At 46.1% G+C, this 25,327-nt stretch carries 20 protein-coding genes and 1 pseudogene; 4 read left to right on the plus strand and 17 right to left on the minus strand.

What is annotated here, in order from left to right:
• Nucleotides 1–4: 4 nt before the first annotated feature.
• From NP165_RS09690 to guaB, 3 genes are all read right to left on the minus strand, one after another.
• Nucleotides 5–1,744, minus strand: a complete 1,740-nt coding sequence (locus tag NP165_RS09690) for a chitinase (protein WP_257083770.1) — start codon at nt 1,742–1,744, stop codon at nt 5–7.
• A gap of 350 nt (nt 1,745–2,094) precedes the next feature.
• A complete protein-coding gene (gene guaA / locus NP165_RS09695) occupies nt 2,095–3,648 on the minus strand; it encodes a glutamine-hydrolyzing GMP synthase (RefSeq protein WP_257083771.1) in 1,554 nt (517 codons plus the stop codon).
• Between the two features lie 127 nt (nt 3,649–3,775).
• A complete protein-coding gene (guaB, locus tag NP165_RS09700; protein WP_257083772.1) occupies nt 3,776–5,239 on the minus strand; it encodes an IMP dehydrogenase in 1,464 nt (487 codons plus the stop codon).
• 217 nt (nt 5,240–5,456) lie between these two features.
• On the opposite strand from guaB, the gene xseA reads away from it, so the two are divergent.
• Nucleotides 5,457–6,806, plus strand: a complete 1,350-nt coding sequence (gene xseA / locus NP165_RS09705) for an exodeoxyribonuclease VII large subunit (RefSeq protein WP_371133668.1) — start codon at nt 5,457–5,459, stop codon at nt 6,804–6,806.
• Here xseA and NP165_RS09710 read toward each other — a convergent pair.
• The 3 genes and pseudogenes from NP165_RS09710 to NP165_RS09720 all read right to left on the minus strand — a co-directional run.
• Nucleotides 6,803–6,931, minus strand: a pseudogene (locus tag NP165_RS09710) (YfgJ family double zinc ribbon protein); the annotation flags it as partial. The gene xseA and the pseudogene NP165_RS09710 sit on opposite strands and share 4 nt — an antisense overlap.
• 437 nt (nt 6,932–7,368) lie before the next feature.
• Entirely contained in the window at nt 7,369–8,031 is a 663-nt protein-coding gene (locus NP165_RS09715) for a response regulator (RefSeq protein WP_257083773.1), read from the minus strand.
• Nucleotides 8,024–9,613 carry an ATP-binding protein gene (locus NP165_RS09720; RefSeq protein WP_257083774.1) on the minus strand — a complete coding sequence of 530 codons (1,590 nt, stop codon included), beginning with the start codon at nt 9,611–9,613 and terminating at the stop codon, nt 8,024–8,026. Before NP165_RS09720 ends, NP165_RS09715 begins: the two co-directional genes overlap by 8 nt.
• Before the next feature lie 272 nt (nt 9,614–9,885).
• Between NP165_RS09720 and NP165_RS09725 the strand changes: the two genes are divergently transcribed.
• Nucleotides 9,886–11,292: a DASS family sodium-coupled anion symporter gene (locus tag NP165_RS09725; protein ID WP_257083775.1), complete on the plus strand. Its 1,407-nt coding sequence runs from the start codon at nt 9,886–9,888 to the stop codon at nt 11,290–11,292.
• Between the two features lie 71 nt (nt 11,293–11,363).
• Here NP165_RS09725 and NP165_RS09730 read toward each other — a convergent pair whose 3' ends face one another.
• From NP165_RS09730 to mltA, 11 genes are all read right to left on the minus strand, one after another.
• Nucleotides 11,364–12,230: an alanyl-tRNA editing protein gene (locus NP165_RS09730; protein WP_257083776.1), complete on the minus strand. Its 867-nt coding sequence runs from the start codon at nt 12,228–12,230 to the stop codon at nt 11,364–11,366.
• Between the two features lie 66 nt (nt 12,231–12,296).
• The gene (gene der / locus NP165_RS09735) at nt 12,297–13,784 is read right to left on the minus strand and encodes a ribosome biogenesis GTPase Der (protein WP_257083777.1); all 1,488 of its coding nucleotides are present in this window, start codon (nt 13,782–13,784) and stop codon (nt 12,297–12,299) included.
• A gap of 156 nt (nt 13,785–13,940) precedes the next feature.
• Entirely contained in the window at nt 13,941–15,101 is a 1,161-nt protein-coding gene (bamB, locus tag NP165_RS09740) for an outer membrane protein assembly factor BamB (protein WP_257083778.1), read from the minus strand.
• 11 nt (nt 15,102–15,112) lie between these two features.
• Nucleotides 15,113–15,727 (minus strand): YfgM family protein, encoded by a 615-nt coding sequence (locus NP165_RS09745; protein ID WP_257083779.1) that lies wholly within the window; start codon nt 15,725–15,727, stop codon nt 15,113–15,115.
• Nucleotides 15,728–15,789: 62 nt separating this feature from the next.
• Nucleotides 15,790–17,058, minus strand: coding sequence for a histidine--tRNA ligase (gene hisS, locus NP165_RS09750; RefSeq protein WP_257083780.1), 1,269 nt, complete (start codon nt 17,056–17,058; stop codon nt 15,790–15,792).
• Between the two features lie 30 nt (nt 17,059–17,088).
• On the minus strand, nt 17,089–18,207 hold the full coding sequence (gene ispG, locus NP165_RS09755; protein WP_257083781.1) for a flavodoxin-dependent (E)-4-hydroxy-3-methylbut-2-enyl-diphosphate synthase: 1,119 nt from the start codon (nt 18,205–18,207) through the stop codon (nt 17,089–17,091).
• An 8-nt stretch (nt 18,208–18,215) separates the two neighbouring features.
• On the minus strand, nt 18,216–19,136 hold the full coding sequence (locus NP165_RS09760; protein WP_257083782.1) for a RodZ domain-containing protein: 921 nt from the start codon (nt 19,134–19,136) through the stop codon (nt 18,216–18,218).
• 320 nt (nt 19,137–19,456) lie between these two features.
• Complete coding sequence (gene rlmN / locus NP165_RS09765) at nt 19,457–20,581, minus strand: dual-specificity RNA methyltransferase RlmN (RefSeq protein ID WP_257083783.1); 1,125 nt, start codon at nt 20,579–20,581, stop codon at nt 19,457–19,459.
• 202 nt (nt 20,582–20,783) lie between these two features.
• Nucleotides 20,784–21,212, minus strand: a complete 429-nt coding sequence (gene csdE, locus NP165_RS09770) for a cysteine desulfurase sulfur acceptor subunit CsdE (protein ID WP_257083784.1) — start codon at nt 21,210–21,212, stop codon at nt 20,784–20,786.
• A 52-nt stretch (nt 21,213–21,264) separates the two neighbouring features.
• Complete coding sequence (gene tcdA, locus NP165_RS09775; protein ID WP_257083785.1) at nt 21,265–22,077, minus strand: tRNA cyclic N6-threonylcarbamoyladenosine(37) synthase TcdA; 813 nt, start codon at nt 22,075–22,077, stop codon at nt 21,265–21,267.
• Between the two features lie 85 nt (nt 22,078–22,162).
• Complete coding sequence (gene mltA / locus NP165_RS09780; protein ID WP_257083786.1) at nt 22,163–23,293, minus strand: murein transglycosylase A; 1,131 nt, start codon at nt 23,291–23,293, stop codon at nt 22,163–22,165.
• A gap of 276 nt (nt 23,294–23,569) precedes the next feature.
• Between mltA and argA the strand changes: the two genes are divergently transcribed.
• Both argA and NP165_RS09790 read left to right on the plus strand, forming a co-directional pair.
• The gene (gene argA, locus NP165_RS09785; RefSeq protein WP_257083787.1) at nt 23,570–24,910 is read left to right on the plus strand and encodes an amino-acid N-acetyltransferase; all 1,341 of its coding nucleotides are present in this window, start codon (nt 23,570–23,572) and stop codon (nt 24,908–24,910) included.
• Nucleotides 24,911–25,107: 197 nt separating this feature from the next.
• The gene (locus NP165_RS09790) at nt 25,108–25,293 is read left to right on the plus strand and encodes a hypothetical protein (protein WP_257083788.1); all 186 of its coding nucleotides are present in this window, start codon (nt 25,108–25,110) and stop codon (nt 25,291–25,293) included.
• Nucleotides 25,294–25,327: the final 34 nt, after the last annotated feature.

Below are 25,327 nucleotides of genomic sequence, written 5' to 3' on the forward strand. Positions count from 1 at the left end.
CTGATTATTGGCAAGAGATTTCGTCCCAGAACCAATTACTCTGCGTTGGTGTTTCCCATACACCTGGACCATTTTTCGTCACAAAGCATTTACCTTGATAGGTCACTTTCTCACCGTTGGCAATCTGAGTCACACCCGGCTCCCACTGAATAAAGTTGCCAGTAATTGGCGGCTCTGGCTCAGTAACTGGCGGTTCAGTCACAGGGGGCTCTGTAACAGGTGGTTCTGTTACTGGCGGCTCCGTCACTGGTGGTTCAACAACGGGCGGTTTAGTTACTGGTGGCTCAGTAGGTGTGCCTGATACGGCTTCCCAAGGACCACCTTTTGTCGGCTGATCTCCCTGATTCCACCACTTAGCCTCATAAACCACACCTTGGTATGACACACGATCGCCACCAACGTAAACTTTGTTTGCTTCCCAGTTTGCAATACCGTTAACTGGTGGAATCGTTGGTTCTCCCGGATTAACAGGGTCTAACTTATCGACAATGCGCACTTCCGGCCAGTTAGCGTGCGACTCATAAAAGTTGGTAACACACTTCTCATAATCACCTGGAACTAATGCTGAGTATGCAGTTTGGAAACCCACCAGTTCACATTCAAATGAGAAGTTACCAGGGCGGTCTGGATAGTATTTCCAGTTGCCATCCCAGTTGGTGTACAGCACATCCGTAGCACCATTGAGGTTTATGCTTCCGTATGGGGTTTGTTGCCAACAAGTGTTCTTCTCGTCAGCTTCGATTGGAATTTGGTAGTGTGCCGCCAAACCCTCCCAGTATCGGATTCGGTTAACTGGCTGACCTTTGTCTTTATTCTGTGCACCACATTCGATACCACCGTTAATGACGTTAATTGTGGTACCAAAACCGTAACCAATGCCCGCATCAAGTTCACGCTGAGATGGCGTCCAAGTACGGTCAATCACATGTAGCATTGCTGGCTTAGGCGCTTGAGGCGTTAAGAAGAACCAAATTGCCGACGCTAAGTTCAACCAAGAGTCGGCAACCAAACCCGGATTTTTCAGCAATACGGTCGCATCGCCGTCGAACATCACTTCAGAAAATGCACCGTAGTTAAAGTGATATGACAGCTGCTTCGCGCCACGCCCAAAATACCCCTGCCCCGGTTCACAAGGCCAGCGTTTGTTTTGCCAATCGTTCTGGCCACAACCTGTGGTGTAACCTTCTCGTCCTTCAGACCAACCCATTTCACGAACGTGAACTAAGGCTTGTTGCCACTCTTCTAAACCTAGCGGATTATCCCAGTGGTTATCGGTTGAAATATGCCCGCCAGTTTCCTGCGCAAAATGGGCAAAAGCGGTAATGATCGACTTCTTACAAATGGCATCTGAATCACGACCATCGGTGTACTCTCCACAGAATGCGGGAAACTTACCAACCGCACGCAAAAAGCGAGTATAAGTATATTCAGGTGCTGCCATTTGCGTTAGAAAGTTCCACTCACTTTCTGGGAAGACTCGCTCTACACGCTTAACGTTTTCCGGGTTGCTTGCTGCACCCGGAACAATAGCCTCAACGACAGTATTCGGGCGCGTTTCTAACGCTTTAGCCCAAGTCGCGTACATAGGGGCTGAGGTTTTACTTTTCTCGACCGTCTGAATATCACTACGAGCAATCACATAACCAGTAGGATTTTCTGGATCAGGTTGTATATTCATACTCGCGTGCGCATGGGATGCCAAGATACAGCCTATGGCAAGAGGAAGGTGCTTGAATGCAAACATGTCTAATTCTCCGTAAATAAACTACATGTATTGAATATCCATTCATATAGTGATTCATACAGAAAAAAGCCCGAGCAAACAGAATTCGTTCTTCGAGACAAACGTGACAAATAAATACTCTTGCACATTGTGTAACAAGGAAAATGTTACCTTGAGCCAAAAGTAAAAAGCGAAGTGTGAGGTAGAAAAAGAAAGCGGGCCTAAGTTTTTAGCACGTTGAGAAACAACATGGCTATGTTCTAGATAACACAGAAAGCGATAGCTCGATACTAGATCAAAAAAGTCCGCAATTACGCGGACTTAGATTTGATTTAGAGCCTGTTAGTAACAGGCGTATCCGGCTGGGGGAATTATTCCCACTCAATCGTTGCTGGTGGCTTACCAGAAATATCGTAAACAACGCGTGAAATGCCGTCCACTTCGTTGATAATGCGGTTAGATACCTTACCTAGGAAGTCGTATGGTAGGTGTGCCCAATGCGCAGTCATAAAGTCGATGGTTTCAACTGCACGCAGTGATACAACCCAGTCGTACTTACGACCGTCGCCCATTACACCTACAGAACGAACTGGTAGGAATACCGTGAACGCTTGAGATACTTTGTCGTATAGGTCTGCAGCGTGAAGCTCTTCAATAAAGATAGCATCAGCACGACGTAGCAAATCACAGTACTCTTTCTTGATCTCGCCAAGAACGCGAACACCTAGACCTGGACCTGGGAATGGGTGGCGGTAAAGCATGTTGTAAGGAAGACCTAGCTCTAGACCAATCTTACGAACTTCATCTTTGAACAACTCACGTAGTGGCTCAACTAGACCCATTGCCATATCTTCTGGTAGACCGCCCACGTTGTGATGTGATTTGATCACGTGCGCTTTACCAGTCTTAGATGCTGCAGACTCGATTACGTCTGGGTAGATCGTACCCTGAGCAAGCCATTTCGCGTTTTTCAGCTTCTTCGATTCTTCATCGAATACGTCTACGAATACGTGACCGATAGTTTTACGCTTATCTTCAGGGTCAGACTTGCCTTTTAGCGCGTCAAGGAAACGATCTTCTGCGTCAACTTTGATGATGTTTAGACCGAACTTGTCGCCAAACATATCCATTACTTGCTGACCTTCGTTCAAACGAAGCAGGCCGTTATCCACAAATACACACGTTAGCTTGTCGCCAATCGCGCGGTGAACCAGCATAGCAACGACTGATGAATCCACACCACCTGAAAGACCTAGGATAACTTCATCGTCACCCACTTGCTCTTTAATACGAGCGACTGCGTCTTCGATGATAGATTCAGATGTCCATAGACGCTCACAACCACATACGCCAAGAACAAAGTTCTCAAGCATTTGCGTGCCGCCTTTCGTGTGTGTCACTTCTGGGTGGAACTGAACGCCGTAGTATTTCTTCTCTTCGTTCGCCATCGCAGCGTAAGGACACGTATCTGTCTCACCGACTTTTACGAAGTCTGCTGGGATTTCTACGACTTTGTCACCGTGGCTCATCCAAACGTCTTGCGTTTCTTCTAGATCTTTGAAGATCGCTGATTCGCCAGAAACTTTAACTTGTGCGTAGCCAAATTCACGCTCGTTTGAACCAGCAACTTTACCACCTAGCTGCTCTGCCATGGTTTGCATGCCGTAACATACACCAAGAACAGGAACACCTGAGTCAAATACATATTGAGGAGCGCGTGGAGAGTTTTCTTCCGTTACGCTTTCTGGGCCGCCAGATAGGATGATGCCATCTGGGTTGAATTCGCGAATATCCGCTTCTTCTACATCCCAGCTCCATAGTTCACAGTAAACGCCGATTTCACGTACGCGGCGAGCAACTAATTGAGTGTACTGAGAACCGAAGTCCAAGATCAGAATACGTTGGTCATGGATATTTTTAGTCATTTTGAGCAGTCTTTTAAGGCTAAGTGATTAAAACCGAGGCGAGTGTACTCGCCTCTTATTAATGCTTCAAGGAAAAAGCAAACGTTTACGCCGAGAGGTTCCTATTCAAAACCTCTCTTATCGACGATTAACCCAAACGGTAGTTTGGTGCTTCCTTAGTGATTTGAACATCGTGTACGTGAGACTCTGCCATACCTGCACCAGAGATACGTACAAATTCAGCTTTCGTACGCATAGCTTCGATCGTTGCAGAACCAGTTAGACCCATGCTTGAGCGTAGACCACCCATTTGCTGGTGTACGATCTCTTTTAGGCGACCTTTGTATGCAATACGGCCTTCGATACCTTCTGGTACAAGCTTGTCTGCTGCGTTATCAGACTGGAAGTAACGGTCAGAAGAACCTTGAGACATTGCGCCCAAAGACCCCATACCGCGGTATGCTTTGTAAGAACGACCGTTGTAAAGAATCACTTCGCCCGGCGCTTCTTCTGTGCCCGCAAACATAGAGCCAACCATCACACATGAAGCGCCCGCTACGATTGCTTTACAGATATCACCAGAGAAGCGGATACCGCCGTCAGCGATCACTGGAATACCGTGCTCGTTCGCCACTTCAGCTGCATCTGCAATTGCTGTAATTTGAGGAACACCAACACCCGTTACGATACGAGTCGTACAGATAGAACCAGGACCGATACCAACTTTCACAGCGCTTACGCCAGCGTCTATCAGTGCTTTCGCGCCTGCGCCAGTTGCTACGTTACCACCGATGATGTCTAGATCTGGGTAAGCTGCGCGAGTTTCACGGATGCGGTTTAGAACACCTTCAGAGTGACCATGAGAAGAGTCGATAAGTAGTACATCAACGCCTGCTTCAACTAGCGCTGCAACACGCTCTTCGTTACCGGCACCAGCACCAACGGCTGCGCCAACACGTAGACGGCCACGCTCATCTTTACATGCGTTTGGTTTGCGTTCTGCTTTGTGGAAGTCTTTTGCGGTGATCATACCGGTTAGTTTGAACTCATCGTTCACTACCAATACTTTTTCTACGCGCGCTTCGTGCATTTTCTCTTGAACTTCTTCACGAGTTGCACCTTCTTTTACAGAAGCCAGACGCTCTTTAGGCGTCATTACCGAAGAAACTTTCTTAGATAAATCAGTCACAAAGCGAACGTCACGACCAGTGATGATACCCACTAGTTCGTTGTGCTCTGTTACTACAGGGAAACCCGCAAAGCCGTGCTTTTCAGTCAAAGCAACAACATCAGCGATAGTTGCTTCTGGGTTCACCGTGACAGGGTCTGATACAACACCTGCTTCGAATTTCTTAACTTTACGAACTTCAGAAGCTTGCTGCTCAATAGACATATTTTTGTGGATAAAGCCAATGCCACCTTCCTGTGCTAGTGCGATAGCGAGACGAGCTTCCGTCACCGTATCCATAGACGCAGAAATCATTGGAATATTCAGAGTAATTTTCTTTGTCAGCTGAGTGCGAAGATCAGCTGTGTTTGGGAGAACGGTGGAGTGTGCTGGCACAAGTAGTACGTCATCGAATGTCAGCGCTTCTTTGGCAATTCTTAGCATTTGCAATATCTCACAATTAGAGGAGTAAAAAGAACAATCCAAAGTCTCATCGTTTCGCATAATGAGGGTAGCGAGTTTTGGTTAGCAAGCTACATTTGGATTAGATATTGCGGAGGGATTATACGGTTATAGCAATCGCTTGACTACAAGTTTTTTTAATTTTTTTCTTGCATTCACCCCCTTGCTATGTATTATATTGCCGCTAATTTCCATACCTATGTCCGCGAGATTAGCTGTGCCATCTCAGACCAATCAAAATATCTTCACTGTTTCACGTCTTAATGCAGAAGTCCGTCTGTTACTTGAAAATGAAATGGGTATTGTTTGGTTGATTGGCGAAATTTCTAATTTCTCTGCACCTGTTTCAGGGCATTGGTATCTCACTCTCAAAGACTCTCGCGCTCAAGTAAAATGCGCCATGTTCCGTGGCAATAACCGTCGTGTTACTTTCAAACCCGCTAACGGTAATCAAGTCCTAGTCAAAGCGCGCCTCTCACTCTATGAGCCTCGTGGTGACTATCAATTAATTATCGAAAGTATGCAGCCTGAAGGTGATGGGCGTCTGCAACAAGAGTTTGAAGAGCTGAAAATAAAGCTGGCCGCGGAAGGATTATTCGCTCAAACCAGCAAGCTCTCATTACCTGAACATCCAAAGCGCGTTGGCGTGATCACATCAAAAACTGGTGCGGCACTTTTCGACATTCTTGATGTGTTAAAACGTCGTGACCCATCTCTACCTGTCGTGGTATACCCTACTACCGTTCAGGGTGATACAGCCGCCATTGAAATTGCTCAAGCAATCGGGCGCGCAAACAGTCGTAATGAATGTGATGTGTTAATTGTTGGCCGTGGCGGTGGTTCATTGGAAGATCTCTGGTGCTTTAACAATGAGATCGTGGCTAGAACTATAGCAGCCAGCCAGATTCCTATTATCAGTGCGGTTGGGCATGAAATTGACGTCACTATCGCTGATTTCGTGGCAGACATGCGTGCACCAACGCCTTCTGCTGCTGCTGAACTGGTGAGCCGCGACAACAGCCACAAAGAGCAAGCGTTTGTCGCGCGTCAACAAAAGCTGATGAGTGCAATGCGTTATTACATCAGCCAACAAACCAAGTTATGTACCTCTTTGACTCACCGCTTGGAAAGGCAGCATCCGAGCCATCAACTGCAGCGTCAAAGCCAACAATTGGATGAGTTACAACTCCGCTTGCAACGTTCGATGGATCATTTTATTGCTTCACGTTTACAGAAAGTCGAGCGCCAACAGTACAAACTCCAACTTCACTCGCCAGTAAAACGACTCAACGAGCAAAAGTCTTCTCTTCAGTACCTAGAACAGAAACTGCTGGATGCCATGGATAGGAAACTGCTCAATACCAGACATCAACTTGCGCTTGCAGCAGAAAAGCTAGATACAGTAAGCCCGTTGGCAACGCTGAAGCGTGGTTACTCCATTACGCAAAGCGAGTCTGGCAAAGTGATTACTAAAGCAAGCGACACCAAAACGGGCGACACCCTAATCACCCGCTTATCTGAAGGCGAAATTCGTTCAACAGTCGTTTAGTCTACGAGTTTGTGAAACTCAAAGCGAACACGTGACTTAGACTTCAGTTCATTACAGCTATTACAAAAGTAATTCGCTGCGCCACACGCTTGTAACTTCTCCAACTCGACATCACATTCTGGGCATTTGTTCTCATCCATACCGACTCATCTCTTCACTACTAAATTAGCCATATCTAAATTAACGATTCTTCTTTTCTCTCACTATGATCTTCATCATAACCACCGAGTCACACTGAATCTTTCTCATTTTAAGTCAAAAAACCAGCAATGATCGTTATGCGATCATCTGTAAAAGCCACTATGATCAGCGATCTGCCCTTAAAAGAACATTTATATAACCACATACCGAAAGCATAAGTTACATATCCTGTATTTGAATTTAAAATAGAGTTAAATTCCAATACGTGGTATTAAAAATGAATTTTAAAGCTTTTCATAAAAAGATCGCCTGGAGAAATAATTGATTTACAATCCTATGTATTTCGATTTGATGACATAACAAAGACGACGAACAACACTGCGGTTTGAGCTTTCCTCTCTCTGATTAGTAAGGCTAGTCATCATTCCGGACGTCGATAAATTCGAGTCGGCCGCCCTACTTTCCCGTGCTCAAGAAACGCAATTAAATCACCGTTTTCGACGGCTTTATCTAAATAGCGACGAGCAGTACTTTTACTGATACCAAAAGATTGGGCGACTTCACTAACGGTTTTATCTACATTCGCATGGTGAAACTGCGCAATAACTTGGTTTAAGGTGTACTCATCTGTGCAGGTATACTTTTTTGAAGTCTGACTGCTGCGAAACAGTGCATCGACCACCCCTTGGGCTAAACACGTGCCTTCGTTAAAAGTTTGTTTTACTAGGCAGAACTTATCCAGACTCTGTTTGAGTCGGCTGTAATCCAAAGGCTTAACCAAGTAGTCGAGAGCGCCATAACGCAGGGCTTTTTGCACGGTTTCAACATCATTCGCCGCCGTAACTAGAATACACTCGGATCGCTTAGGCAGCAGTAACAACTCCCGAACTAGCTCTACCCCTAACCCATCCGGCAGATAGTTATCGACAATCAACAAGTCGACATGGGCGACAGAACTCATTTCTCTCGCTTTATCAATGCTTGCCGCGATCCCCACCACCTGAAAGCGTTCATCTTTCTGAATAAAATGAGCATGCAGCGCCGCAATGTCTTTGTCATCTTCGACAATCAATACATTAAACATCTTTTCTCCTTGGGAAATAGACCGTGAATGAGGTTTCATCTTCATCACTGTCTAGCTCCATGTGTCCTCCAGCCTCTTCTACGATACTTTGCACTAGGTGTAGGCCAATACCATGATCCTGAAAGTCTTCTTTGGTCGTATAACCAAGCTGACACAACACATCAAGACCGACACGGACTGCTGGGCCATTATTTGATACCGCCAGCACTTGCTCGGTATTCGTTTCATACATGATGACGCGCACCTTCCCACTAGGGGCTGTGCTTACCGCCTCAATGCTGTTACTCATTAGGTTCCCGATCAATGAGCTGAGTAGCTCCTCATTCAACTGTTCAGGTAACTGACTCCACCCTTCTAACTCATCCAAATCGACTTCGATCGCCTTTTCAGCGGCCTTTCCCACATTCGCCAATATCAAGCCGGAGATGAGGGGTAAGGACTGCAGTTGTTTCACGCTATCCATGCTCGCTTGATTGGTTTTCGACTGCGCCAGTACTAAACTCAGGGCTTGCTCAATGAATCCCAACTGCAGCATACCCGCGAGTGTAGAGAGCCTGTTTTGGTACTCGTGACGAGTCACACGCAGCGATTCTAAATAGTGACTAACTTGGCTGATCTTGTTGGAAAGTAACTGCAGTTCTTGCTGAGTTCGCAAACTAAATACGGCACCAGACTGCACCTTATCGTGACTTTTGAGCGTCACTCTAGTGACCACGAGATTACGGCCATTTACACGAACCAGCTTATCGACGAAGTCTTCTCCATGTAGGGAAAATACATTCTGGTCATCGATCAAAGCAGTGAATAACTGACAAGATGTACTTAGCTCTTTTATTCCAAGTAACCGCTTTGCCGAGTCGTTCATGACATAAATTTCCTGTTTCCCGTTCACAGCCAAGATCCCTTCGTGGGCCGCTTGTAGCACCCCTTGGTTCGTTTTGAGTGCCTGGCTAAGTTGCCAAGGTTCTAAATGCTGCATTTTATCGCCGATGTATCCGGAAAATCGCCAAGCGACAATCACGGAGAGGGTAAACGTTAAAATGGCAAATAGGATTAACGGTGATAAAGTTTCCTCATTGAGAATGGCCATGGATTGCTTCAAGTAACCCACTTTGATCATGCCAATAATCTCACCATCTTGATTGAGCAAAGGTGAAATGTAACGCACCGACGGCCCTAACGAACCTACACCGTGCGAGAGATATGATTCCCCTGTCGTCAGGGCCTTTTCGATATCTCCGCCCACCACAGGGAGACCAATCCGGTCTTCAACTGGATGAGCCAAACGAATACCGTTTTGCTCACTGACCGTGATGAAGTCGGCATCCGTCATTTCTTGCAGTACATCAATGATTTTGCTAACACCCTGATGGTCTCTATTTTCCACGGCATTTAGCAAACTAGGCAGCTTTGCCAACTGCTGCGATTGAACTTGAGCACGCAGCGCCACTTGATCCAATAGCACTTGGTTTAAGCGTTGTGTGCTGACCAACCACCAGCCAATCGAACTCAAAGTTAATGCACCACATAAAAGTAGCGTTAAGTGCATGGTAAAAGAATGGGGAAATTTACGTACGGCCATAGATTCGGCAACTCGGTGAACCATGCCGCCTAGAATACGAATTTATTGTAATGAAATCAGTGTAGACCACCGCGAAATTGAAAAAGATCCCACTCATGACGTTTATGATTTTTATTAATTCTATCGCTCTTATCTCAAACCTTTTTCATCGAAGGTGCGGACTGCTTTTGATTGTTCTATCAAACCCTCTTCAAGCGGATTTTTTGTTGATTTAACACAGGTTTGGCTGCTGGTTAATCGTTAAGTTAGAAGGAAATCTTAAGGAGGTTTCTATGCTGACTTCAACCAATATTCGATTGCTTTCTTTGGTGCTTGTCGGAGTCGTTCTCTGGTTCATGCCCGTTCCAGAAGGACTCACCGAGCAGGCTTGGCACATGATGACGATTTTCGTTGTGACGGTACTGAGCTTAATCATCGCGCCGCTACCACTGGGTGCCATGGCACTGATGGGATTGACGGCCGCTACGCTGCTGGATGTACTGCCAATCAAAACCGCACTGACTGGCTTTGCCCACCCTACAATTTGGATGATAGCGGCTGCGTTTTTCATTTCTCGCGGTTTTATCAGTACCGGCTTTGGTCGCCGCGTCGGCTACTGGTTTATCTCTAAACTCGGTAACAGCTCTTTGGGCTTGGCTTACGGCCTAGTGCTGACGGATTTACTTTTTGCTCCTGCGACGCCAAGTACCACCGCTCGTTGTGGCGGTATCATTTCACCGCTGTTTCGTTCCGTAGCAAACGCTTACGACTCTGACCCAGAAAAAGGCACGGAGAACAAAATCGGTGCGTTCTTGGTGCAATGTATTTTCCAATGTAACGCGATCACGTGTGCGATGTTCTTGACCTCTATGGCAGGTAACCCGCTGGCAGCGAACTTCGCTAAAGAGCAAGGAGTGGAGATCACTTGGGGCGCTTGGGCGTTAGCAGCGATTGTTCCTGGGATCATATGTTTGTTTTTAATCCCATTGGTGATGTACTTAGTCTTCCCACCAGAGCTGAAGAAAACCCCAGAGATGCGTTTAATCGCACGCCAAAAACTAACGGAAATGGGCGCGATGACCCGCGATGAATGGATGGTGTGTATCACGTTCATCGGTATGGTGAGTTTGTGGGTGCTGGGCCCAACTCTGGGAATCCATTCAACGGTAACGGCGCTATTAGGCTTAGTGTTCTTACTGATAACCCGCACCATTACTTGGGATGCGGTACTGCAAGAGAAAGAAGCGTGGCACACTATTACGTGGTTTGCGGTGTTAGTGATGATGGCCGCTCAGCTCAACAAGCTCGGTTTCATCGGCTGGTTTGGTGACATGATTGGCAGCTCACTTTCTGGCTACGGCTGGGTTACTACCCTAGCTATCTTACTGCTGGTTTACTACTACAGCCATTACATGATGGCGAGCGCGATGGCGCACATCAGCGCGATGTACTCAGCATTTTTGGCTATCGCTATTGCCGCGGGCGCGCCTCCAATGTTGGCCGCTATCGTCCTGGGTATTTTCAGCAACCTATATATGTCTACGACACACTACTCATCAGGCCCAGCCCCAATTCTGTTTGGTGCAGGTTTCCACACACTACAGAATTGGTGGAAAATTGGTTTTGTCTTCTCGCTGATCGTAATTCCGGTGTTCTTCTTTATTGGTGGTGCTTGGTGGAAGCTACTCGGTATGTGGTGATCGACTTAGCAAGTGATAAACAGAGACAAAATGCCCGCACTATGCGGGCATTTATGATCTTGGGTATTCAATTAGTGAGGTTTTACTCGGGTTAGCATTTCGATGTTTTGCTCATCGAGTTGGCGTAAAACAACCTGAATCTCACCGAAGTCGTTTAGGCTTTGAGCATGAGTGCCACCGCATGGGATCACCGCAACTTCTCCTTCGTTTAAATCACAATGCCAGTAGCGTGAGTCTGTCAGTGTCTCTCCATGACAATCCATAGAAATCTCTACGCCTAATGCTAACCAAGAAGCCACTTGCTGATTAACCAACGTCTGTAACTTCTCCAGATTCGCTAACATATCTGCACTGTTAAGCCCTCTTTTACGCAGAGTTTTGCCTAAACGATAAGTATCATGGCATTCGTCAGGCGTAACAAAACTCGTCACTTGCGCGTAGCTATTAAAATCATAGTGACCATGTGGATCTTTACGGTCGGCATCTTTTCGCCAATAACCATTTTCGTTAAGCACTTTGTTCAGCGCGAGGTAAGCGATATGGCCAGCGCTATGACCTCGACTTAACGCGTCTTGATAGGCTTTATCCACTTGCAGCGATACCGTGTTACCCACTTGCACGCTGTCCACGCTACCAGCAAGACAATGCACCACCACAAATACCCAGCCTTGTTCATTGCGCTTAACCGGGATTGCTTCTCCCACAAATAACTGACCACTCTCGCTTTCAACCGCACCGACCTGACAATCGATCACCTCAAACTCATTGAGGTAGCCTTTATCTGCTGGATGATCCGGCCAGATATGGCTAACTGGGTGAAACGGGGTTTTCTCGGTTACGACTAACGTCTGATGATTGCTTTGTGTAATAAGCAAAACTTTGGAGTCTAGCTGCCAGATATTATGGCAAAACTGTGTGATGGTTGGTGTTACTTGCATTGTTTCCTTCCAGCATAAAAAAAGCGCCTCTAGAATTCTAAGGCGCTTTAACAATTAACTCATTCGTTATTTTTTACGATTTTTCATCATACCCATCAAGCGTTTGCGTTTACGCTCCTGAGATAGAGTCATCTTGCTCGTTTTGTTCTCAAACGGGTTATCGCTGCTTTGGAAGTTAATACGGATTGGTGTACCCATAATTTCCAAAGACTTACGGTAATAGTTCATCAGGTAACGTTTGTATGAATCTGGTAGTTCATTAACTTGGTTACCGTGAATAACCACGATAGGTGGGTTGTAACCACCCGCGTGTGCGTACTTCAATTTCACACGACGGCCACGAATCAATGGCGGCTGGTGATCGTCTGTCGCCATCTTCATGATACGCGTCAGAACCGATGTGCCCACACGTGTCGTTGCCGACTTGTACGCTTCTTGTACTGACTCAAACAAGTGGCCTACGCCAGTGCCGTGCAGTGCAGAAATAAAGTGAATACGCGCAAAGTCGACGAAACCTAAACGGCGGTCTAGCTCTTTCTTCACGTGTTCTTTCACGTCTATATCTAGACCATCCCACTTGTTCACTGCGATCACAATCGAGCGACCAGCGTTCAAGGCAAAACCTAATAGGCTCAAGTCTTGGTCTGAGATATTTTCACGAGCATCGATTACAACGAGTACAACGTTCGCATCTTCAATCGCTTTCAGTGTTTTAACCACTGAGAACTTTTCAACCGTTTCGTTGATGCGTTTACGACGACGAACACCCGCGGTATCGATCAGTACGTACTCACGACCGTCACGCTCCATTGGGATGTAGATAGAGTCACGCGTTGTACCCGGCATATCGTACACAACCACACGCTCTTCACCCAAAATACGGTTAGTCAGGGTTGATTTACCCACGTTTGGACGACCGATGATCGCTAGCTTGATTGGCTGATCCTGAAGGCGCTTAAACTCGGCTTCCGCTTCTTCTTCGGTGTAGTCCAGCTTCTCTTCTTCTTCGTCAATAAAGTCGGTCAGGTCTTGAATTTCACCCAACGCTTCTTCTGCCATTTTTTCAGCAAAAGGATTAAGCGCACGATCAATCAGCGCACCCACACCACGGCCATGTGCCGCAGCGATTTGGTACATGCTTTCTACGCCTAGCTGCCAGAAATCTGCTGACGCCGCGTCTGCATCAATACCATCTACTTTGTTAACAACCAGCATAGATGGCTTTTCAATCTTACGCAGGTGGTTTGAAATCGCGATATCCGCAGGGTTTAAGCCCGCGCGACCATCTACCATAAACAGCACAACATCCGCTTCATCAATCGCCGCAAGTGACTGCTCTGCCATTTTGGTTTCAACACCTTCTTCAGTGCCATCAATACCGCCAGTATCGATAACGATAAATTCGTGTTCTCCAAGCTTAGCTTGACCATATTTACGGTCACGCGTTAAGCCAGGGAAGTCCGCAACCAAAGCGTCACGTGTGCGAGTCAATCGGTTAAACAACGTTGATTTACCAACGTTTGGACGCCCTACCAGAGCAACAACAGGTACCATAACAACCTCTACAATATTCTATCTTATGTAGTTATAGGTAATGACTTGTCAGCTGACCAGTGTTTACCTATAACTACAGTTTTCATTTATCTTCTATCAATAAAACGGCTCCCAACTGTTACCAGCTAGGAGCCGAATGTGAATTATATCACACGATTACTCGTTGATCGTCAGTTTCTTTACATCGCCATCGCGAGTGGTAACTACATAGCCGCCCGGCACAACCAATGGCGGTACAGCAAAACCACTGCTGTCTACTTCTTGCTTAGAAACAAACTCACCACTGATTCGATCAATCCAGTATAGATAACCTTCACTATCACCAACTACCAGGTACTCATTGACCATCTTTGGTGCTGTTAGTAATCGGTGCTCTAGCTTATCGTTTGACCACAGTTCAGTACCGCTTCGCGCATCGAATGCGACCAAGTGATCTTTATCTGTCACCACAAACAAACGACTACCATCACTTGCTAGGTCTGTCGCTGAAGAGTACTTTCTCTTCCAAACGGGTTTGCCTGAACGCAAATCAATCGCTGTCAGCTGACCATTGAAACCAATAATGTACAAAGCCCCACCCAGAACAAGTGGCGATGCATCCACATCGACCAAGCGGTCGATTTCAGTTGCCCCTTGCGGTGAACCAATTGGCTGTTGCCAAATTAGCTGACCATGTTCTGCGACAGCCGCTGCAAGTCGCCCATTAGCTGTTCCCCAAAATACACCGCCAGAGAAAGCAACAGGTGCACTACTGCCACGCAGAGTGAGATTTGGAACTTCGGTACTAATTGCCCACTTCTGGCTTCCGTCTTCCTGATTTAGCGCCAGTAAAATGCCTTTATCAGTACTTACAATCACTAAGTTACTGTCTGTTGCCGGTGCAGAAAGTACTTCTCCATCGACATCCACACGCCAGTTTACTTCGCCTGTTTCTTCATTCAGTGCGAGAACTTGTCCATTTTCACTGCCAATAAAGATCTGACTGTATCCCGTAGTGATACCACCTGCTAAGCGAGCTGGTACATCTTGCTCGAGATCCTGTTCCCACAGTAATGCGCCTGTTTCAGGGTCTAGTGCTTTCACTACACCATCACGACTCGCTGCAAATATTTTGCCATAACCATAAGCTGGCGTGAGCTTTGAATAATAATGTTCAACACCATCGCCAACCGATGTGCTCCAAACTTTCTTCGGAGTAAACTCGTTGTCTACGCTTGGAACCGGAGCCATGATGACGGTATCTTCTTCGCTTGCACAGCCTGCCAGTACTCCAGCACATATTGCTACAGCTAGCGCTTTTTTAAGCATTCCCTTCATGCTATGCACCCTTATTTGGCTAGGTCATCCAACTTCATTTGAAGTGTTTGGCTAGCATCGCCAGCTTGCTGTGCTTCCGTGTAAGCCGTGTAAGCGCCTGAAACATCGCCTTTACGTAGTAAGATATCACCACGGAGTTCCGCAACGCGACCTACCCAGCTTTCATCAGAAATGTTGGTTAACTCAGATAGAGCTGCGTCAAATTCATTCTGCTCAGCTTTCACTCGCGCAAGGCGATAGTAAATTACAGCCAAAAGCGCTTGATCAGTTGTCGCCGTTTTTGCCCACTCTAATTGTGCTAGAGCTTCATCAATGTTGCTTGCTTCAACCTGCACTTTCGCTAGCTGGAGCGCGGCTAACACCGCATACTGGGTTTCGCTGTTTGCATCGATAAAACTTTGCACATCGCTTTCTGCGTCAGCACCTTTTGCAGCTAATTCTTGCACTGCTTTCGTGTAGCTCTCTGATGCTGCTTCTTGCGCTGCAGTGACAGAATCTTGGTAGTAACGCCAACCAAACAGGCCACCTAAACCGATAACCGCACCCAAAATGATTGCTTTACCGTTTTCTTTCCACCAATCTTTGATCGCTTCTACTTGTTGTTCTTCAGAATCGTAGAGTTCCACTTCCTGTCCTCTTAAATCTAAAAAAGTGGCGAATTAAGCTCGCCACTTCTGGAATATGTTATTTAAATCAATTCAGCGAGTTTAGCGACAACGTCTGACTGGCTGTAAGTCTCTTGCGTACCACCGATAAGGTCTTTCAGTACTACAGTATTGTCAGCCACTTCGTTTTCACCAAGCACTAGCGCAACTGCTGCACCCACTTTGTCCGCACGCTTAAATTGCTTCTTAAAGTTACCGCCACCGAAGTGATTCATCACTCGCAGACCTGGTACTTGTTCGCGTAGCTGTTCCGCTAGCTTCATGCCCGCCATCATAGTGCCTTCACCTGCGGTTACCATGTATACGTCAACACTGCGGCGAACGTCGGTCAGCTCTAATGTTTCTAGCATCAGAACCAAACGCTCAAGGCCCATCGCGAAGCCAACGGCTGGTGTTGCTTTGCCGCCAAGCTGCTCAACAAGACCATCATAGCGACCACCGCCACACACTGTACCCTGTGCACCTAAGCTTTCAGTGATCCACTCAAATACTGTGCGGTTGTAATAGTCTAATCCGCGAACGAGACGTTCATTGACTGTGTATTCGATACCTGCCGCATCAAGAAGTTCACACAAACCAGAAAAATGTTGTTTAGATTCATCACCTAAGTAGTCAGATAATCGAGGAGCATCACCTAAAACCGCCTGGATGTCTGGGTTCTTAGTATCCAGTACTCGTAGAGGGTTGGTGTGCATGCGACGTTTGCAGTCTTCATCTAAGATATCCATGTGCTGCTCTAGGAACTCGATCAATGCTGTGCGGTAGTTAGCACGGTCTTCTAGAGAACCGATTGAGTTCAGCTCAAGGCGCACGTGCTTGTCGATACCTAACTCGCGCCATAGGCGAGCAGTCATCATGATAAGCTCTGCATCAACATCAGGACCATCTAGGCCGAATACTTCCACACCACATTGGTGGAACTGACGGTAGCGACCTTTTTGCGGACGTTCATGACGGAACATAGGGCCCATGTACCATAAGCGTTGCTCTTGGTTGTACAGCAAACCATTTTCGATACCAGCGCGCACACAGCCAGCCGTACCTTCAGGGCGCAAGGTTAAGCTGTCACCGTTACGATCTTCGAACGTATACATCTCTTTTTCTACAACGTCCGTAACCTCACCGATTGCGCGGCTAAATAGATGTGTCATCTCAACGATTGGCATGCGCACTTCATTGTAACCATAAGCGCTGACTACATTTTTTACTGTGTTCTCAAGTTTTTGCCACAGTGGAGATTGAGTTGGGAGGCAGTCGTTCATGCCTCGAATTGCTTGAATAGTTTTTGCCACGATAATTACCGTAATCTTCGTTGAGAATATTTAGTCTTGTACTTTAATGTCTATGCGGTTTTGCTCGTCCATTACCGCTGCTTTCGCACGAATTTTTGCTTCGAGCTGGCTAACAAGATCATCGTTATCAAATCGCTCTTTCTGACGTTTTCCGTCTTCGTAAAAAGCGCTCTTCTTGTTACTGCCCGCTAAGCCTAGATGTGAAACCTCAGCTTCACCTGGGCCATTCACAACACAACCGATGATGGACACATCCATTGGCGTAATAATGTCTTCTAGGCGTTCTTCTAAGGCATTCACCGTGCCAATAACATCAAATTCTTGACGAGAGCAGCTTGGACATGCAATGAAGTTAATGCCGCGAGAACGAATGCGCAGAGATTTAAGAATATCAAAACCGACTTTGATTTCTTCTACAGGGTTGGCCGCAAGAGAGATTCTCAGTGTATCACCGATACCTTCTGCCAATAGCATACCAAGGCCAACCGATGACTTAACCGCGCCAGCGCGTGCACCGCCCGCTTCTGTAATACCTAAGTGAAGAGGTTGGTCGATTTTCTTCGCCAATAGTCTGTATGAGTCCACAGCAAGAAATACGTCCGATGCTTTAACGCTCACTTTAAACTGTTCAAAGTTCAGGCGATCAAGAATGTCCACATGGCGCATTGCTGATTCGACCAGAGCTTCAGGTGTAGGTTCGCCATATTTCATCTGGATGTCTTTTTCCAGAGAACCACCGTTGACGCCGATTCGAATCGGGATGTTTTTATCACGAGCGCAGTCAACAACAGCACGAATGCGGTCTTCGTTACCAATATTGCCTGGGTTAATGCGTAGACAGTCCACGCCGTATTCCGCTACTTTCAGCGCGATACGGTAATCGAAATGGATGTCGGCAACCAAAGGAATATTCACTTGCTGTTTAATCAACTTAAATGCTTCGGCTGCGTCCATTGTCGGTACAGAAACACGCACAATATCCGCGCCCACATTTTCCAGTGATTTGATTTGTGCAACAGTCGCTTCTACGTCTGTTGTTCTGGTGTTTGTCATGGACTGCACCGCAATTGGCGCGCCATCACCAATAGGTACATCACCCACATAAATACGTGTCGATGGGCGACGTTTAATAGGAGATTCGTGATGCATAGTAACTTCTAAGGTAAGGTGAATTTTGCGACTTTGCCTGAAGTATACCCAGAAAGGTCGACAGGTTCACTTGATAATGTCATTGAAACGTTTTGTGGTGCGCCTAAAACCACGTTGTAGGGCATTTCACCGGACAATTCCAACGTCTCTCCCCCCTTCTTAACGCCAGAAACCAGCGTTTTTCCTGAGCTGTCTTTAACCAAAGTCCAACAATCTCCATTAAACGTAATGTTGAGTAAGTTGTCTGCAACTTCAGGTTTCGTTGACTCTTCTGATACCACTGGAGCAGTTTCAGTCGCTGCCGCTTCAGTATTGATGTCTGAGGCAGCAATGTCGTTTTGCTCTTGGACAATTTCAGTTTCTGCGTCAGCTAGAGTGTCGAATGTTTCAGCGACTTGAGGTTCAGATTCATCCATCATCAACGTAGGATCAAATTGATTGGTATTTTCAAAGCCCTGTTCAATGGGTTGTTCTTGCTCCGCAGGCTCAGTGAGTTCGACGATTGAGGTTTGCTGATTTTGCCACCACCATACCGATGAAATACCAAGAATAATCGCCACAATTCCCCACGTCAGAATCATGATACGGCTGTCGTGTTTCTCTCGCTTTGTCTTACCAGAAAAGCTTTTCATTTCTTGCTCTTCAGGCTCTGGTCTCTGTTCGCTTTCGTACGCTTTTAAGACTTCTCCGACATCCATCCCAACCGCTTTTGCGTATGAGCGAATATAACCCTTGGTGAATGTCGCAGAGTGATCAGAATCAAACTGGTTGTTTTCAATATCTTCAATAATGGATGCGCGTAATCGCAAACGATCAGCGATTTGCCTTTGGCTAAGTCCTAATTGTTCACGCTTTTGCTTTAATAATGTGCCTGCTTTGATCGCAGCGTGGTTTTCTTCTCTTCCTATCGTCTCGTTTTCAGCTGTCATACGAAATATATCTCTTTGCTTAACAAGTCAGTTTTAGCTCACTTTTCTTATTCGTTATTGGTCGTGGCACTATGAACTTACTTAAAATTAATTAGTTGGTGAATCCAACCTACGTCAAATATCGCTCCACGAAATAGCAGAGTAGTCACTCCAGAGCGTTAACCTTCAATTCTAATAGATATGAGTGATGAAACAACACCGTGGAGATGCATAATTTACAGCCAGCTCAAGGTTTTTTCCTTAAATTGACAAAAGGCAACGGTAATCTGGAATAAAAAAACCAGAGCGAGGCTCTGGCTTCATACAATACTAAGTTTAGCTTATACCGCTTTTACCGCGATCGTTTCGCCTTTTGCGGCTTTTATCATCGCAGTACGTTTAGTACGGTCAATAACGTCACCGACTAATTGCCCACATGCTGCATCAATATCATCACCACGTGTTTTACGAATGGTCACTGTGTGATCGTATTTCATCAACGTCTTTTGGAAACGATCAATGCGTGAGTTACTTGGCTTCTTGTAAGGCGAACCAGGGTACGGGTTAAACGGAATCAAGTTGATCTTACAAGGCGTGTCTTTCATCAGCTCCGCCAATTCACGTGCGTGATCCATGTCATCGTTAACGTGGTCTAGCAATACATACTCTACGGTAACTTTACCGCGGTTTGCATTTGATGATGCAATGTAACGACGTACCGATGCTAAGAAGTCCTGGATATCCCAGCGGTCATTGATAGGCATGATTTCACTACGTAGCTTATCGTTTGGCGCATGCAGAGAAATCGCTAGTGCTACGTCAATCTTACCCGTCATCTGATCAAGACCAGATACTACGCCTGACGTCGAAACAGTAACGCGACGCTTAGACAAACCAAAACCCAGATCGTCGAGCATGATTTCTAATGCTGGGATGAGATTTTTCATGTTAAGCAGTGGCTCACCCATACCCATCATTACCACATTAGTGATTGGGCGACGGCCAGTCTCTTTCTGCAGACCGATCTCGCGTGCTGCACGCCAAACCTGACCAATGATTTCAGAGACTTTCAAGTTACGGTTAAAGCCTTGCTGAGCCGTAGAACAGAATTTACATTCCAGCGCACAACCTACCTGAGAAGATACACACAGCGTAGCGCGATCGTCTTCCGGGATGTACACCGTTTCAACATCTTGATCGCCGACCTTCATCGCCCACTTGATTGTGCCGTCTGAAGAGTGCTGAGCTTCTGCAACCGTAGGTGCTTTGATTTCACACTTGTGCTGCAGTTTTTCGCGTAGCTTCTTGTTAATGTTGCTCATGTTTTCGAAGTCATCGACACCGAAATGGTAGATCCACTTCATTACCTGATCTGCGCGGAATGCCTTTTCGCCTAACTCTTCGGCGAAGAATTGACGCATACCCTTGCGATCAAAGTCGAGTAGATTGATTTTTTCAGTGGTCATGTGGCCTCTCAAAAGACGGAACATTAATTAAGGGCGCGAATTGTACAGCCTTTACGCAGCGACAACAAGGGGTCTAAAGCCATGTATTTTCTAAGGTGTTAATATCAATGTGATTAAATTTTAACCGCCAGAATTACAATGGGAGTTGAACCTCAACATACGCCCCAAAACGTATGCGAGGTTAGCAGAAATCTGAGATAGATTAAGCGGAAAGCTGTTTGATTTGTTCGACAATCGCCTTTAGGCCGTTGCCACGAGACGGACTAAGGTGAGCGATTAATCCAAGTTGGTCAAAATACGCATCCACATCAAACGCTTGAATTTCTTCACTTGATTTACCGTCATAGGCCGCCATCACCAAAGCGATTAAACCTCTAACAATACGAGCATCTGAGTCGGCGCAGAAATGCCACTTACCATCAATCTGTTCACTCACAAGCCAGACTTGGCTTTCACACCCCGAGACAGTCACCTGCTCCGATTTTAGATCATCAGGCATTTGAGGCAGTTTTTTCCCCCACTGAATCACCTGACGGTAGCGGTCTTCCCATCCTTTAAAGTTTTGCATGGTTGCAACGATATCGTCAGCGGTAATATCTTGACCAAATGGCGACTGAGGAAAAGATGACATGGCAATCTCCTAGCGTTGGCATAAAGAACGAAAAACTCGCTCCATAAAAATTTTAGGCGTTTTTGTACTTTTGAATCAGCTTTTCAACGATGCGAGATACAGCAACAAAACCGAAGGTCGCGGTAACTACAGTTGCAGCACCAAAACCACTCGCACAATCCATACGTTTTGGACCTTCTGCCGTTGATTTTACGCCGCATACGCTTCCATCAGGTTGAGGGTATTTAAGTTGTTCCGTTGAAAATACGCAGTCGATACCAAATTTTCGCTGAGGATTTTTTGGAAAGTTATGATGACGACGCAGTGTATCCTTAATTTTCTTCGCTAACGGATCTTGAATCGTTTTGGTCAGATCCGCGACTTGAATCTGAGTCGGATCAACTTGACCACCAGCACCACCCGTTGTAATCACTTTGATTTTGTTACTACGACAGTATGCCAATAAAGACGCTTTGGCTTTTACGCTATCAATAGCATCGAGCACATAATCAAACTCTTTGCTCAAGTATTCGTGTTGATTGTCAGGAGTGATGAAGTCATCAATGATGTTGACCTTGCACTCTGGGTTAATCAACTTAACACGCTCTGCCATCACTTCGACTTTACTTTGACCTACTGTTCCCGACATCGCATGAATCTGACGGTTGATATTGGTGACGCAAACATCATCCATATCGATCAGAGTCAGTTCGCCAATGCCAGTGCGCGCCAACGCTTCCACCGCCCAAGAGCCAACACCGCCAATACCGATGACACAGACATGAGCCGCTCGTAGGATTTCTACTTCGCTATTGCCGTAAAGTCGACGTGTGCCGCCAAAGCGTTGGTTGTAATTATCAGAAGCAGGAGTATCAAGTTCGCGCATGGTGCAATTCTTCCGCCAAAAAGTGGTACAAAAACAAAGAGTGCGATTTATACGCACTCTTTGTAAAAAAGTCTAGGTTAGAAGCCTATTGTAACTTCTCGGGTGGCAATGCCCAAGGAGCTTGCGTGGCTGAGTTTTCCAGCCCCAATTTCCATACCCGGCCAAAATGTTTGTAATGACCGGCCTCTGTTCCCGCACGTGGCCCCATACCGTGGTAAAGATCTAAGTGGTTACGTTTGACTGCGCCGCCAGTATCTAACACAACGAGCAATCGAAGTTGGTGAGCGCCACTCCACGAGCCGTCAGAGTTTAGCAAAGGCACTTCCGCTAAAATTGGCGTCCCCATCGGTAAGATAGAACGATCCCCCGCAACAGATGCCATCGGTAATAGTGGAATGCCCGCAGACCCAGTTACAGGCGCATCGGCTTGAGGGCTAAAGAAAACGTAAGAAGGGTTTTGTTCCAACAGCTCTCGAACGACATTTTCATCGTTAGCCAGTACCCACTCTTTGATCGCTTTCATCGACATTTTTTCACGCGGGACTTCACCTCGCTCAATCAGTACTTTTCCGATACTGACATAAGCTTTGTTGTTCTTACCGCCGTAGGCAAAATACTCGAGTGTATCGTCATCTTCAAAATGCACAAATCCGCTGCCCTGCACTTCCATCAAGAATGGGTCAATCATATTTGGCGCGTAGCCGAGCTCTAATCCTTGTCCTGCTAATGCACCCGCGTAGATTTGCGCGCGCGTTGGACATTCTGAACCACACTTAGGCTTGCGATAAACAGGGTACTTAAAAGTCTCATTCGGTGTATGACGAAGCTCCATCACCGGGGAGAAATACCCCGTAAACAGCACATTGCCTTTCTTGTCTCCGCCGCCTAACTGAGCCGCTTGAATATTAAAATTCGCCAGCTCACTTGGGTCACCACTTTGCAAAACCCAATCGTTGAGCTTTTCATACAGCGGTTGGTATACCGTAGCCATTCTCGGTGACTTTTTGACCACTTGCTCGGTCTGTTTATGGAACTCAGTAAAATCTCTCGGCTTGTTAGATTCAACAACTGTCGTTTTATTCAACAATGAGTCAAATTCGCCATCCAGATATTGTTGGGCTCTTTCAGTAGATTCAATGGGCTCAATGGATTCAGTAGGTTGAGCGCAGCCAAAAAGTAGCGTGACTGCAGCAATTGGAAGATATTTTTTTATCACAAGATTTGTTCCTTTCCAGTTATCTACGAAGCATGACAAACTCAACGAAATAGCGCAATGAAAGGAGGGTTAGCGGATGTTAATTTTAAACTTTCCTGACAAACCAACCACTGCTCGGGCACTTGCTATCGCTAAACGCCACAATCCCCCTATTATATATTTGGAGCACAAGGTCATCATCTCGATGAGTGGTTTGTATTTCACTGTAAAAACCACTTGCCCACAAAAGAATAAAATTGCAATATTCTTAAATATTAATTCACACCGGAACGTATAGTGAAAATCAGAAATACAGCATTAGTTAAAGGATTTAGGCAGTCTGTCCCTTATGTTAACGCACACCGCGGTAAAACCATGGTTATCATGTTAGGTGGCGAGGCTGTGGCTGACAGTAACTTTTCCAATATCATTAGTGATTTGGCACTTTTGCACAGTTTGGGTGTGAAAATTGTTCTGGTTCACGGTGCCAGACCTCAAATTAACGCCATCCTTGAGCAGCATTCCTACTCCACTCCTTACCACAAAGGGATCCGAGTCACTGACGAAACCTCTCTCAACTACGTCATGCAGGCTTCTGGGCAACTGCAACTTTCTATTACAGCTCAACTGTCGATGAGTTTGAGCAATACGCCAATGGCAGGCACTCAGCTAAACGTGGTCAGTGGAAACTTCGTTATTTCTCAACCTTTGGGAATTGATGATGGCGTGGATTACTGCCACAGCGGACGAATAAGAAGAATCGACGTTGCTGGGATTAATCGCATGCTTGACCAAGGTTCGATTGTATTACTCGGACCCATCGCAAGTTCCGTCACGGGGGAATCTTTTAACTTACTGTCAGAAGAGGTCGCCACACAAGTCGCCATCAAGCTCAAAGCAGATAAGTTGATCGGCTTTTGTTCAGAGCAAGGGGTCATTGATGACGAAGGCAATGCCGTTGCAGAACTGTTCCCTAAAGAAGCAGAAAACATTTTACACACGATGATTAGCGCTTCAGAAAAGGAAGGTGACAGTGCCTCCGGGACTATGCGTTTTTTAAGAGCAGCCACAACAGCCTGCCGAGCAGGAGTCCCACGTAGCCACTTAGTGAGTTACAAAGTCGATGGTGCGCTGATTCAGGAGTTGTTCTCTCTTGATGGGATTGGCACACAAATCGTGCAAGCCAGTGCTGAGCAAGTTCGCGTCGCTGACATTGATGATATTGGGGGGATCTTGGATTTGATCCAGCCATTAGAAGAGCAAGGAATTCTAGTACGCCGCTCAAGAGAGCAACTGGAGCAAGAAATTCACCAGTTCACCATCATCGAAAAAGATGGCTTAATCATTGGTTGCGCCGCACTTTACCCTTATGCGCAAGAAAAAATGGCTGAAATGGCTTGCGTAGCTATTCATTCAGAATACCGAGATGGCAACAGAGGACTTTTACTGCTGAACCACATGAAACTTCAATGCAAAGCCCAAGGGATAAAACAGTTATTCGTTTTAACCACACACAGCTTGCACTGGTTCCGTGAACAGGGCTTTCACGAAATTAGCGTGGACTTCCTTCCCTCACAAAAACAGAACCTGTACAACTACCAGAGAAAATCCAAAGTGCTGGCCATAGAGCTGTTTTAACCCATACAGTCTTCAGGCTTATTTTCAACACACTTGTATTTTTATCTGCTTCTGCCTCTTTAAGTTTTATTGATAATTGGTTAAAATTTCGGCTCCCGTTTCTGGGAGCCCACTGGACTCATTCCACTTGATCATCACACAGATTAAGTCGCAAGGATTGCTTGAGGTTGAATCAACATCAATAAGAGCAAAAACCAATGAAAACCATCATTTGCAATTCCGTTCAAAGCTTTTGGGATATGGCAGACAATCACTTACTCGAAGGTTTAGACGTGCATTGCACCTTTCCTGCAACAGACGGACTGAGAGCATTTATCCTGGATTACAAAGAGAAGTATGCGATCCGTAGTATCTCTTTTACATCAGTAGGAGTTGGTTCATAAACACCAAGAGCCTAACGCGCAAACCAGGGAAGGT

This window comes from Vibrio japonicus (assembly GCF_024582835.1).
GTDB classification, from domain to species: Bacteria; Pseudomonadota; Gammaproteobacteria; order Enterobacterales; family Vibrionaceae; genus Vibrio; species Vibrio japonicus.

Bases quoted from the DNA above. Each gene is read 5' to 3' on its own strand.
- NP165_RS09690 (WP_257083770.1), bottom strand. From the start codon at position 1,744: ATGTTTGCATTCAAGCACCTTCCTCTTGCCATAGGCTGTATCTTGGCA.
- guaA (WP_257083771.1), bottom strand. From the start codon at position 3,648: ATGACTAAAAATATCCATGACCAACGTATTCTGATCTTGGACTTCGGT.
- guaB (WP_257083772.1), bottom strand. From the start codon at position 5,239: ATGCTAAGAATTGCCAAAGAAGCGCTGACATTCGATGACGTACTACTT.
- xseA (WP_371133668.1), top strand. From the start codon at position 5,457: ATGTCCGCGAGATTAGCTGTGCCATCTCAGACCAATCAAAATATCTTC.
- NP165_RS09715 (WP_257083773.1), bottom strand. From the start codon at position 8,031: ATGTTTAATGTATTGATTGTCGAAGATGACAAAGACATTGCGGCGCTG.
- NP165_RS09720 (WP_257083774.1), bottom strand. From the start codon at position 9,613: ATGGCCGTACGTAAATTTCCCCATTCTTTTACCATGCACTTAACGCTA.
- NP165_RS09725 (WP_257083775.1), top strand. From the start codon at position 9,886: ATGCTGACTTCAACCAATATTCGATTGCTTTCTTTGGTGCTTGTCGGA.
- NP165_RS09730 (WP_257083776.1), bottom strand. From the start codon at position 12,230: ATGCAAGTAACACCAACCATCACACAGTTTTGCCATAATATCTGGCAG.
- der (WP_257083777.1), bottom strand. From the start codon at position 13,784: ATGGTACCTGTTGTTGCTCTGGTAGGGCGTCCAAACGTTGGTAAATCA.
- bamB (WP_257083778.1), bottom strand. From the start codon at position 15,101: ATGAAGGGAATGCTTAAAAAAGCGCTAGCTGTAGCAATATGTGCTGGA.
- ispG (WP_257083781.1), bottom strand. From the start codon at position 18,207: ATGCATCACGAATCTCCTATTAAACGTCGCCCATCGACACGTATTTAT.
- NP165_RS09760 (WP_257083782.1), bottom strand. From the start codon at position 19,136: ATGACAGCTGAAAACGAGACGATAGGAAGAGAAGAAAACCACGCTGCG.
- rlmN (WP_257083783.1), bottom strand. From the start codon at position 20,581: ATGACCACTGAAAAAATCAATCTACTCGACTTTGATCGCAAGGGTATG.
- csdE (WP_257083784.1), bottom strand. From the start codon at position 21,212: ATGTCATCTTTTCCTCAGTCGCCATTTGGTCAAGATATTACCGCTGAC.
- tcdA (WP_257083785.1), bottom strand. From the start codon at position 22,077: ATGCGCGAACTTGATACTCCTGCTTCTGATAATTACAACCAACGCTTT.
- NP165_RS09790 (WP_257083788.1), top strand. From the start codon at position 25,108: ATGAAAACCATCATTTGCAATTCCGTTCAAAGCTTTTGGGATATGGCA.